This window comes from Streptomyces sp. NPDC104313 (genome assembly GCF_055583985.1).
In genome coordinates, this window is record NZ_JBVJMW010000004.1 from 43,002 (window position 1) to 54,266 (window position 11,265).

Here is an 11,265-nt window from a genome sequence, read left to right on the forward strand (position 1 = left end):
GGCCGGGCATGAGCGTGGCGAGGGTTTTGTCGCGGACCTGCCCGGGGCGGGACGGTCGTTGCCGCTGCGCTGTCGGCGTGTCGCGGACCGCGCGAAGGGCTGCGTCCTCCCGGTGGGGCGGTGGTGCCGTGATGACATGCGCGGCCGGGTTCTGGGACGGGACGTTGCCGGTGGTCACCAGGGTCCGGGCGTGGTCGGTGAGCATCGGGTGCCGGTACCTCGTGACGACGAGCGTCGGGAAGGTCGACGACGACGTGGACCAAGTCCCCGACGGGACGGTTGCCTCGGGGCGCAGGGTTCGTCGCCTGGCGGCAGGGGCGGGCTACGCCGGTGGAGGCCCGTCGCTGTCCGTCGTGGCTTCGAGGTCGAGTGCTGTCAGGCCGCTGGCTCCGGCGAGGTACAGGGTTCCGGTGGAGCCGATGGCGAGGTCGTGGACGGGTGCGCCGGTGTCCAGGGTGTGGAGGAGGGTTCCGGTGAGCGGTTCGCGGATCCGCAGGGTGCCGTCCTCGCTGACGGTGGCGAGGCGGGTGGGGCTGCCGGGCAGTGCGAGGAGTCTTCCCACGGTGTCGCTGTGGCCGGTGTCCCACTCGGCGGCCAGTTCGCCGGTCCAGGGGTCGCGGATGTGGACACGGTGGGTGCCGCGGGCGCTGCTGACGGCTGCGAGGAGGGTGGTGCCGTCGTCGGTGGGGAACGCGGTGAGGTGTGCCGGCGGGTTGGTGTCCGGGGGGCCGGTCGGGGTGGCGGGGGTACGGACCGGTCGTCCGGTGAGGCCGTTCCACAGCCGGATGCCGTGCTGGGTGGAAGCTGCGAGGAGGATGCTGCCGTCCGGTGCGGTGAACGGTGTGACCGTGTCGGCGGGTTCGGGCAGGCGGAACCGGACGGGACGTCCCCAGTGGCGCAGGGGGTGCCCGGTGGCCGCGTGCCAGAGCCGGACGACGGCCCTCTTGTCGAAGCGCTCCTCGACAGTGGCGATGAGAGGGTTGCCGTCATGGTCGGTGTAGGTGACCGCTCTGTCGGCGCGGCCCCTTCTGCGGCCGAGCGCTGCACGCCACGGCACCCGGTGTCCGTCCGGAACGGACCAGCGGCGCGGTCCCTTGAGGCTCCGGCACTGGGCGATGCCGTGCCGGCCGTCGGGCAGCGGCACCCAGAGTGGGCTTCTTCCACGCGGCCACCGTGGCGTGGCGATGGGTGTGCCGGTGCTGTGGCCGGTGGCCTGGTCCCACAGGCGTACGGTCTTGTCGCCTTCGCCGTAGGTGGCCAGGAGGGCGGGGGCGCCGTCGGCCGGCGGTGGGGTCAGGACGGTGAGACGGCCGCTGTGGCCGGTCGGGGGGAGACCGGCGGCGGGCAGGGTGCGGGTCAGATCCCAGACGTGCACGGTTTCGCCGTGGCAGACGGCGAGCATGGCGTGCCCGTCGCGGTCACGGAAGGCCGCCATGTCCTCCACGGCCCCGGTGGGGCCGAACAGCGGAGGCGAAGCCGGGAGCCCGGTCGTGAGATCGAGCAGCCTTACGGTTCCGTCGCGACCGCCGGCGGCCAGCCAGGGTGAGCCCTCCGGGCCGGGGAACACCTCCACCGTCGTGGGGTCGCCCAGGTCCCAGGAGGGGCGTTGCACGCTGCCGTCACGAACATCGCACACCACGACGCCCCTGAACTCGACGAGAGCCAGCCGCACCAGGCCCTCCTCGTCGGTCCAGCCGGCGAACTTCACCCCGCCCCAGTTCCACCCGGAGGAGCCGGGGAGCGGGAAGCCGGACGGCAGCGCGCCCGTCGTGTCCCACAACCGGGACGAGACCGAGACGAAGTTCGGCTCTCCACCCCATTCGAAGCGGGTGAGGCAGGTGAACGCCGTCAGGGGGGTTCCGCCGGGGCCCGTGAACGTGCGCAGCTCGACCCGCGGGGTCCGGTCCAGGGCCCCGCCGCCCGTCTGGGCGATCCTGGGCGGGTGGCCGTCAGCCGACGGCCACACACGGACCGACCCGTCGTAGGCCGACACACCCAGACCCCTGTCCGGGAGCGCGACGATGGAACGGACCCCGCCGTAGCCGGGATGACCACTGCGGGCAGCGGCCGTCTCGACACCGTTCTCGACATCCCAGACCCGTACGGTGCCGCCCCGGTCACCTACCGCCAGACGCTCGGCTCCCGAGGCGTCTCTCACCACGGCCAGCGCCGTCACCGAGTGATCGCTCTGCAGCGGCTCGCCGAACCGTCGACCGGTCGATGCGTCCCACAGTGCCACGCTTCCGGGATACCGCGAGGTCGCCAGGACCACCCGCCCGTCGGGCAGGGTGACCGCCGCGATCACGTCTCCGCCCGCGGCCCAATGCCGACTCGCCGGATTCCGCCGCTCCCACCGAACCTTCACCGCGCCACCCCGTCCCCACGAGCAACCAGCCAAGCCCCGCCGACGATTCAACCCGCACCGCCGGCCCGGCGTCCAGACACACAGCACGCCGGATCGGGTTCGCGTCTTCATCGAGCAAACAGCGGGCCCTCGCCGGAATCCGCCGCATCCTCGAACCCGAGGCACCCGGCGACGCATCCGCCGTCGAACACGCCCTCTTCCCGCCCCGTCCAGTGGGATTCCGCCGGGTGTCCTGGCCGATGTCCAGGGGGTCGGCGGCGTTCTCGGCAGCTCTCCCGGTCATGCCGCCCACGCGAATGGCGACCCCTTGCCCGCACGCTCCGCGGCAGCCTCACCACGCCCGGGTAGACGACTGGCCGCCCCCGTGCGCTGCCGCCTCCATCCGTCCTGCCTTCGCCGTCCGCAGCTGCCTGCCCTGTTCCGGCCACGCCGACGACGCCACACCTCCCGGCGCGCCGCCGCCACCGTTCCGCAGCCCGATGTCGTGCCGCGGAACCGGCAACGACACGCCGTCAGGAGGACTATCGTCTGGGGCAGATGTCGAGCGGCAGCAGCGATCCGCCCTGCTCCTCGTCATCCGTGCCCACGAGCCCGGTACCGCTGTTGCTCCGGCAGGCCACCGCCTCGATCTTGCGGTTGTCCACGTCCTTGTCGAAGGTCGCGATCGGCGTGAGCTGCGCCTTTGACTTCAGATTCACACTGATCGTTCCCGCGGCTCCGACGGTCACCTTCCCCGCGCGGTAGACGGCCGATGCGAACGGTCCGGAATTGATGTTCGGGTCGGATGCCGCGGTCAGCAGGACGGTCCCGTCCGCGTGCACCTTGATGTCGCTGGCGTGCCGTACTTCCTGTCCGTCCACGGGCAGCGGGTCGGGCACGCTGAAGTCCACCGGGCCGACCGCCGGGCCGAACACTCCGCTGTTCGGGTCGTACTCGGAGGCCCGCACCTTCGCCGGCCGGCCCTCGCTCGACCCCCTTGTCGCCCAGACGGCGATGGTCCGGCCCTGCTGACGGGTCAGCGCGAAGCTCTCGTAGTTGTCGCCGGCCGCCCGCCCGGGGACGGTGGAACTGCCCCACACCATCGCGGCGTTCGGGTCGAGGGTGAAGTGGTAGGCCGTGCCGTCGCTGGAGAGCGCCACGAAGTCACCCGACTGCCCAGGCACCGAATCGACCGCCTCCAAGTCCTTCGGCACCTCCATGCCCCGCCAGGGCAACTCCCGCACGACCGGCGGGCCGGCGGGGTGGTACCGCACGGTGGCTACCCGGTTCTCGCCCGGGTTCTTGTTGTCCCGCACCATCACGAGATCGAACGGAGCCCCGGGGGCCGCACCGTTCTCGATCACGGCCAGACCGCTGACGCCACCGGTCATGCCGACACCGACGCGCTGCCAGTCGGAGGCGGCGGACGAAGCAGAGGTGGCAGAGCCGACGGGGGAGGCGGTGGACGGGGTGGTTGCGTGGGCGACAGCCGTGACGGAGGCGACGAAACTCAAGAGAGCGACGGGCGCGGCGGCCCACCTTCGACTAATCATGTGGGGACGCTAACGCAAGATCCAACTCACCCGAACGCCGGTCCCCCGATAGGCGAAAATCCTCAGGTGGGGGCACGATCTGACCGCGGCCCGGACCCACGGCATTCCCGCCGCTCTCGCCGCTGGCGAGATCAAGTGCGGGGCCGACAAGGCGTATCGGTGCGCAGGCCCTGCTGTCCGCTTCCCGTTCCGGGGCAAGAACCTGCGCGGCCGGCGTCGTCGTCACAACCGTGACCACGCCAAGATCCGCAGCCTCGGCGAAAGCGCCATGGCCACCCTCGAATGCCGGCAGCTCCTGCGGAAGTTCCGGTGCAGCACCACCCGGATCAGGCCGCCTTCAGTTGCAACCCCCCTGCTGCGACAGGAGGTTGGCGCAGGTCCCGTACCTCTACTTGAACCAACTGCGCCTCACGGCGCAAACGGAACGTGTGCCCAGAGCCCGATTCGAGCCGATCTTCTGGATAAGCGGCTCGTCGCGCCGTCGGGCTGCGTTTCGACAGCGCGACGAGCCGCTGCCCCGTTTACCTTCTTCGCTGCTTCAGCGCGCGTATGGACGATGACGACGACCGCATCTCCCTCGCCTCCGTGCTCCAGCGCGAACTCGACGAGTACCTCGCGGCCCATGACGACGTCGACACCATCGACACCGAGGACCTGGCCGCGCAGCTCGCGAGCCGAGCCGACCACTTCGGCATGCAGCGCGAGCACCGGCACGAAGGAGGCGAGGGCCTCCTTCGGCGGCAGTAGCGGTCGGTCGAGGCACTCAACGATCTGGCCCCGACCCGGCCTGCGTGTTCGGGTTCCGCCACTCCAGCGGCGACCGGTCGGCGAGATCACGGTCTCCGGCTGTGAAGTTCGCGAGGTCCGTCCGCAGAGTGTTCTGGAACGCCAGCACCAGCCCGTCGCGGTGCAACTGCGTCTGGACCGAGTGCCACTCTCCAGCGCGCGGTCCGGCCGGGACCCGCAGTTCCGTCGCGGTGTGCACCAGCAGCAGACCACCGCCGAGCGGGCGGGTCCGCAGCGACCGCATCCGCAGTCGGCTGTCCAGGTAGACGGTGTCGAGGATCTTCTGGTGCTCCTCGGCGATCACGGCCCGGCCCCGCTGGGTCCGGCCCACCGCGTCCACATAGTCCGCGTCCTCTGTGAAGTACTCCGCCCAGGCGGCTCCGTCGGCCCTGTTCCAGGCCCGCTCCAGTCCCGTGACAACATGCTCGACCGTCATCGACTACTCTCCGATCTGGATAACTGATCCATTGACTGGAACAACGTTCCAATCATGTTAACCCCCGCTACGCACATGAGGAGTTCGGTGATGGAGGAGACACCCGCCCCGGTACGACTGCGGGACCGGCGCGAGGCGCTCACGCTGCGGACGATCCTCGGCGCGGCACGCCTCCTGTTCACCCAACGCGGCTACGCCCGCACGCCCGTCCGGCTGATCGCCCAGCAGGCCGGGGTGTCCCCGCAGACCGTCTACGCCCACTTCGGCTCCAAAGCCGGAGTCCTGGCCGGACTGATCGACCTGCTCGACGAGGAGGCCGGCATCCACGACCTGGTCGCGCGGGCGGAACAGGAGACCGACCCGACCGCGCTGATCGGCATCCTGGCCCGGATCGGCCGCCAGGCACGGGAACGCTGCGGTGACATCGACGCCGTCCTGCGGTCCGGCTCCGCTGCCGACCCCGACTTCACCGCGCCCCAGGCGGAAGCCCTGCGGCGTCACCGCCGAGGCGTCGCGGAATTCGTGGCACGCCTCCGCGCGGCCGGCCGACCCGTCGGTCCCCGCGGTGCCGACATCGCCGCCGCCCTGATGAGCACCGACGTCCACGACAGCCTGGTCAAGGACGCCGGCTGGTCCCACGACGACTACGAGAACTGGCTGAAGGACTCCCTGATCACCGCCCTGGCACCCTGACCCGCGTGGCCGGGCCGGACCCGCACGGCCCCACAGCCGGCTCCACCGCCACGCCGGTCGAGCGCCGGACGGCTAACGCCGCGCGAGCGAGGCGCACCGGCCCCACGTAACTCGTGAGTCGAAGGGGCGCAGGTTCGAATCCTGTCGTCCCGACTGGAGACAGTCGCAGATCAGAGCCGGTTTCGGAGCAATCCGAAACCGGCCCTGATCATTTCTGGGGGCCAGGTGGGGGCCAGGTGAGGCCACGTGGGGGCCACGTGGGGGCCACGTGGGGGCCGGTTGGGGGCCGGCCCCCTTGACCGGGGTCAGCGGGTCGTGACGATGGGTTTCGGCGGTGAGGGCGGTGCCCACGCGCCATGCCGAAGTGGGCCGGGGGCGCCGCGCCCGTGGCCGTGATTCCGTGTACGTCCGGGTGCGGGCGGCGGTGGGGCTACGAGGGGGCGGATCTTCTCGACGACAGGCACCTTGCGGGCCCGCTTGCGCCGGGCTTGGTCACCGTACTGGCCGAGTGCCTATTCGACCGCACCCGCGGCTTCGCGTATCTCCTTGCCCAGAAGCTTGTCGAGCAGGAGCGTGGCGGGTAGGGCGGAGTTGAGGTAGACGTACTCGCGGTGGTGCTCGACGACCGCGAGCAGGGTGCGCAGCGTGTCCACGGCTCCCTCCCGCTGCTCGGCGAGATGCTGAGCCTGGGCCAGCAGGCCCAGGTGGAGGGGGAGGTGGAGTCTCGTCCGGGACAGCCGCATCTCGGTCAGCGCGTTCATCATCTTCGCGATGCCCTCCTGCTGTCCGGCGTACGTGAGGGCCCAGCCCAGCGGGATGTGCAGCATCGCCGCCCAGGAGGACAGGCCATGCTTGACGGAGAGTTCGACGCCCTCCGCCCCGAAGGCCCCGGCCGAGTCCGGGTCGCCCTCCCAGGCGGCCACCATCGCGTTGACATAGAGGGCCTGGACCCGGTCCCAGGGCCTGTCGCCCCACTGCGTCAGTCTCAGGAGGCGACGGCCCTGCTCGGCGGCGGCCGAGCGTTCGTTCATCAGCCAGCGGGCGAAGACGTCGTGGCTGCGGAAGTAGACGCGTGGATCGGACCGGTACATTCCGTCCGGCAGCCGGCCCTCGCGTGCCAGCCGTTCGGACAGCTCCACGCCCTGCTCGAACGATCGCAGCGCGTCGGGCAGTTGGTCGCGGATGAACAGCGTCATCCCCTCGCCGTACACCGCGCCCAGCCGGGCCGCGGGATCGCCGGTACGTGCGGCGATGGACTTCAGCCGGGCGGTCAGCCGTCCCGACTCGTCGTACCGCCCGCGGACGAGGAGTGACACGCTCAGCATCGACAGGACCGCCGGGTCGTCGGACCTGTGCGGAGGCGTGCCGGGGGCGTTCCCCCGGAGGATCTCCGTCTCGGCCTCGGTGTCGCCGAATCCGCGTACGTGGCCCAGCAGATGGGCCAGTTCCCCGTGGAGCCGGGGCGCGAGGCCGCGGGCGGCCGAACCGTCGGGCATGGAGCCGGTGAGGGAGATGGCACGGCGCAGCCACATCTGGCGGTCGTCCGAGGCCAGCCGAGCTCCCGCGTTCTCGGCCGCGCTCAGGAACCAGTTCAGCGCCCGCTCCGGAGGCATGACGCCTTTGGCGCGCCAGGCGTGGTGGGCGATGCGGTCGCTCCGCTCCGGGGCGATCTCCTCGGCGAAGCGCGGGGACAGGGCGTCCGCGTACGCGGCGTGCAGCCGCCGGCTCTCCTGGCTGGTGAGATCGCCCACGAGCACCTCCCGGGCGCGCGGCGGGGTGAGCCGGAGCCGGTCGGCGGGCTGCTGGCCGGCGGCGAGCAGGCCGTGCCGGACCGCCGACTCCACGATCGCCATGGCGCCATCGCCGCCGGCGGCGCGGCACAGGGAATCCAGTTCGATATCGGGTGCGGCGATGGCGCACAGGCGCAGAAGCCGCAGGACCGTTCCCGGCAGTTCGGCGAACTCCTGGCGGAGGACCTTGCGCGCGCACGGCGCGACGAGGCCGATCGACTCGTTCGCGGTGCGGGGGTCCAGGAGGTCGCCGGCCTCGCCGAGGAGGGAGAGCATCTGGAGGACGAAGGAGGGGCTGCCCACGGACTGCTGGTGGAGCGCTTCCACGATGCGCCGGTCGACGCCCGGCCCGGTGTGCGCTTCGACCAGGGCGGTGACGTCGGGGAGCGTCAGGGTCCCGAGCCGCAGGATCTGCGTGTTGGGGCCCCTGAGTATCTCGGTCATCGTCCCGTACCGGGAGCTGTCGGGCCAGGTCTCCAGGTCCCAGCCGGTCAGCACGATACCGAGCGGATGCCCCTGACGGCGGTTGGCCAGCAGGCGGAGCACGTCCAGGGACGCCGCGTCGGCCCGGTGCACGTCCTCCAGGAGCAACACCAGTGGCCGCTGCGCCGCCAGGGCGAGCAGGATCTCGCAGAGCGCGTCATGGATCCGGAAGGGGCTCTGCGGGGCGCCCGGCCCGGGGCCGCCGTCCGGGTCCTGGCGCCACCCGGGCAACAGCGGCGCCAGCAGCGCGCCGAACGGCTCGGCGGCGGCCCGGAAGGCCTCGGGCCGCGCCGCCGAGAGGCGCCGCAGCACCTGGGTCCACAGCCAGTAGGGCGGAACTCCCTCGCCGGAGAAGCTACTGCTCTGAATCGTTTCGATGTTCTCGTCCAGTGCCCGAAGGCGTTGGACCAGTTCCATCACGAGATGGGTTTTCCCGAGTCCGGAGAAACCGAGTACGCACGCGAGATGTCCGCGACCGGACACCGTTCCGGCCATGGCGGTGACCAGAAGACCCAACTCCCGTTCACGGCCTATCAAGGGAGATGTCATCCCGGGTTCATCTGAAGTAATCCCGGGTTCACCCGGCGAGGGTGAAGAAGCGGCGGAACGTCGGGGCGCCCTGCGTTCCAGACCTTCCGGCGCCTCCTGGGCGCACACGGCCGGTTCGTCCGGGGGACGGGGCGTGGTGGGGCCCGCGGGCGGGCTGGACATCGTTATCCGCATCTGCCGCCGAAACGAGGTCGCTCCGGGGGGGACAGGATGGCCCGGTGCGCCGTGCGCACGCTGGCCGTCCAGTTCCTGCCGGAGGAGAGCGGTGTGGAGCCGCTGGAGGTCGGCGGTCGTGTCCACCCCGAACTCCTCGACCAGATAGCTGCGTGTCCACTCGTACATCTCCAGGGCCTCGGCCTGTCGTCCCGACCGGAACAGCGCGGCCATCAGGTGGCCCACCATGCGTTCCCTGGCCGGGTGCTGACGGACCTCGCGCTCCAGTTCGGTGACGACCTCGGCGGTCCGTCCCAGGAGGAGTCCGGCCTCGGCGGAGGCTTCGAGGGCGGTGAGCCGCATCTGCTCCAGCCGGGCGCTCTCATCGGCGAGCGGCGGGTGGGTGAGGAACTCCGCGTACGGGGAGCCGTGCCACAGCTTGAGCGCCCGGGTGAGGTTGTCCCGGGCCGCCAGGGGGTTCTGACCCGCGAGGAGCCGGCTGCCGGCGGAGAAGAGCTGCTCGAAGCGGTACGCGTCCACCTGGTCCGGCGCGAGCTGGAGGATGTATCCCGGGGCCTGGTAGCGCAGGATCGCGGACCTGCCGGGGCCGGCCGCGGGGGCCAGGGCCCTGCGCAGATGGGAGATGTGACTCTGCAGGGTGGCGACAGCCTGCTGGGGGCGGGCGTCCCGCCACAGCTCCTCGATGAGCACCGTGGTGGGGACGACGCGGCCCAGCCGGATGAGGAGGAGGGCCAGGAGCGCCCGGCGGCGTGGTGGTCCGAGCGGGACGTCGCGGCACTGGTACCGGGCCGACATGGGCCCCAGCACCTGAAGCGCGGGGCCGGAAAGGGCGGGCGGTGATGAGGGCGGCGACGCCCCCTCGGCCTGGTGCACGAACATATTCTCCTGCCCTATTCGTTCTCACGCCTGAGACTTCATCGGTGAATACACCTTAGAACAGCGGCCTCATCCGCGGGGATTTTCTGGGTGGCCATGGACACTGGGCGTTATAGAGCGATCTTCGCGCGGATGTCAACGGTGCAGAGTCGCCGTGTGAGGCGAAACCGGCCATGCACGCTGTGAATTCCCTATAGATACGCGGAGAGCTCCCGGTGCCCGGATCCCCCCGGCACGGGCCTTTGGCCGCACCTTTTGGGGACCCCGGTCCCGGGTACCGGCAAGCGAACGGCAGGGATTCGGACAAGCTCTTGCGGCGGGGTGTCAGCGAACCGGCCAGCGCTCAGCAAGGGGTGTGGTCCAACATGATCGAAACCGCCGTTTTCCGAGTGGCCCGAGCCAACCGCTCGGCGCAGATCCAGGAGGCGTCACACGGTGTTCGCGATTCTCTTTCCTGGTCAGGGCTCACAGTTCCGTGGCATGGGTGCAGATGTTTTCGGCCACTATCCGGGCATCACGCGATTCGCCTGCGATCTCCTCGGATACGATCTCCCCGCCCGCTGCCGCGACAACCAGGACGACGTGCTCGCCCGCACGGAGTGCACGCAGCCGGCCCTCTTCACCGTCAACGCGCTGCACGCCTTCGAGCGGGAACGCCGGGAGGGCCGGCCCGCCGACTGCTACCTCGGGCACAGCCTGGGGGAGTACAACGCACTCCTCGCCGCCGGGGTGTTCGACTTCGAGACCGGTCTCCGGATCGTGAAGAAGCGCGGCGAGCTGATGGCCGCGGCTTCGGGCGGCGGTATGACCGCGGTCATGAACACCCCGGTCGAGCGGCTCTTGGAGGTGCTGGGCGCCGACGGCGTCGAGGGGGTGGACGTGGCGGCCCACAACACCGACACCCAGGTCGTGATCGCCGGCGCCGACGGCGCGCTCCGGGCCGCTCACGCCTCCCTGCGGGAAAGGGGCATCCGCTTCACCCCGCTGCGGGTCGGCGCCGCTTTCCACTCGCGCGCCATGAAATCCGCGCGCACCGCATTCGAGGTCTTTCTCCGTGAATTCACCTTCGCGGAACCCTCGGTGGCCGTGATATCCAACGCGAGCGCACGCCCCTACGAGGGGTGCATGATTCCGGAGATGCTGAGCCGGCAGATCGTCGAACCCGTTCGATGGGCGGAAAGTATCCGCTATCTTCTCGATCGGGATTCCGGGCTGGAGTGCGAGGAGATAGGCGGCACATCGCTGCTCCGCATGATGAAAAGCATCACCACATCCGGTCCTCGGGGAACTCTGACGAAAAATGAGGTGTGAGACATGGGGCGAACCCAGCACATACGGAACATGATCGAGGAACAGTTCCTCGTTGAATTCGATGACGAACTGACCGACCAGAGCGACCTGTTCAAGGCCGGGGTGATCGATTCCTTCGGCTATGTCCAGCTCCTCAGCTCCATCGAGGAGGAGTTCTCGATCCAACTGAAGGAAGAGGACTTCCTCAAGGACATTTTCACCTCGTTGGAATCCATCGACGCCTTTGTGATGAAGAAGATCGCCGAGCGCGGCGACCGCTGAAGCAAGGAG

8 protein-coding genes are annotated in these 11,265 nt (G+C 70.3%); 4 read left to right on the plus strand and 4 right to left on the minus strand.

The features are described from left to right. Window positions 1–322: 322 nt before the first annotated feature. Together ACZ60Q_RS10685 and ACZ60Q_RS10690 are read right to left on the minus strand one after the other, a co-directional pair. Window positions 323–2,305, minus strand: coding sequence for a WD40 repeat domain-containing protein (locus ACZ60Q_RS10685; RefSeq protein ID WP_469631425.1), 1,983 nt, complete (start codon window positions 2,303–2,305; stop codon window positions 323–325). A 581-nt stretch (window positions 2,306–2,886) separates the two neighbouring features. Further along, window positions 2,887–3,897 (minus strand): hypothetical protein, encoded by a 1,011-nt coding sequence (locus tag ACZ60Q_RS10690; RefSeq protein ID WP_469631428.1) that lies wholly within the window; start codon window positions 3,895–3,897, stop codon window positions 2,887–2,889. Window positions 3,898–4,446: 549 nt separating this feature from the next. Between ACZ60Q_RS10690 and ACZ60Q_RS10695 the strand changes: the two genes are divergently transcribed. After that, a complete protein-coding gene (locus tag ACZ60Q_RS10695) occupies window positions 4,447–4,644 on the plus strand; it encodes a hypothetical protein (protein WP_469631431.1) in 198 nt (65 codons plus the stop codon). 16 nt (window positions 4,645–4,660) lie between these two features. Here the strand turns inward: ACZ60Q_RS10695 and ACZ60Q_RS10700 are convergent, their stop codons facing one another. Next, window positions 4,661–5,119: an SgcJ/EcaC family oxidoreductase gene (locus ACZ60Q_RS10700; protein WP_469631433.1), complete on the minus strand. Its 459-nt coding sequence runs from the start codon at window positions 5,117–5,119 to the stop codon at window positions 4,661–4,663. Window positions 5,120–5,209: 90 nt separating this feature from the next. Between ACZ60Q_RS10700 and ACZ60Q_RS10705 the strand changes: the two genes are divergently transcribed. Then, window positions 5,210–5,812 (plus strand): TetR/AcrR family transcriptional regulator, encoded by a 603-nt coding sequence (locus tag ACZ60Q_RS10705; protein WP_469631435.1) that lies wholly within the window; start codon window positions 5,210–5,212, stop codon window positions 5,810–5,812. Between the two features lie 512 nt (window positions 5,813–6,324). Here ACZ60Q_RS10705 and ACZ60Q_RS10710 read toward each other — a convergent pair. After that, complete coding sequence (locus ACZ60Q_RS10710) at window positions 6,325–9,687, minus strand: BTAD domain-containing putative transcriptional regulator (protein WP_469631438.1); 3,363 nt, start codon at window positions 9,685–9,687, stop codon at window positions 6,325–6,327. Window positions 9,688–10,119: 432 nt separating this feature from the next. Here ACZ60Q_RS10710 and ACZ60Q_RS10715 point away from each other — a divergent pair, with 432 nt between their 5' ends. Together ACZ60Q_RS10715 and ACZ60Q_RS10720 are read left to right on the plus strand one after the other, a co-directional pair. Continuing rightward, window positions 10,120–10,995 (plus strand): ACP S-malonyltransferase, encoded by an 876-nt coding sequence (locus ACZ60Q_RS10715; RefSeq protein WP_469631441.1) that lies wholly within the window; start codon window positions 10,120–10,122, stop codon window positions 10,993–10,995. A gap of 3 nt (window positions 10,996–10,998) precedes the next feature. Beyond that, complete coding sequence (locus ACZ60Q_RS10720; protein ID WP_469631444.1) at window positions 10,999–11,256, plus strand: phosphopantetheine-binding protein; 258 nt, start codon at window positions 10,999–11,001, stop codon at window positions 11,254–11,256. Window positions 11,257–11,265: the final 9 nt, after the last annotated feature.

Bases quoted from the DNA above. Each gene is read 5' to 3' on its own strand.
- ACZ60Q_RS10690 (WP_469631428.1), bottom strand. From the start codon at position 3,897: ATGATTAGTCGAAGGTGGGCCGCCGCGCCCGTCGCTCTCTTGAGTTTC.
- ACZ60Q_RS10695 (WP_469631431.1), top strand. From the start codon at position 4,447: ATGGACGATGACGACGACCGCATCTCCCTCGCCTCCGTGCTCCAGCGC.
- ACZ60Q_RS10700 (WP_469631433.1), bottom strand. From the start codon at position 5,119: ATGACGGTCGAGCATGTTGTCACGGGACTGGAGCGGGCCTGGAACAGG.
- ACZ60Q_RS10705 (WP_469631435.1), top strand. From the start codon at position 5,210: ATGGAGGAGACACCCGCCCCGGTACGACTGCGGGACCGGCGCGAGGCG.
- ACZ60Q_RS10710 (WP_469631438.1), bottom strand. From the start codon at position 9,687: ATGTTCGTGCACCAGGCCGAGGGGGCGTCGCCGCCCTCATCACCGCCC.
- ACZ60Q_RS10720 (WP_469631444.1), top strand. From the start codon at position 10,999: ATGGGGCGAACCCAGCACATACGGAACATGATCGAGGAACAGTTCCTC.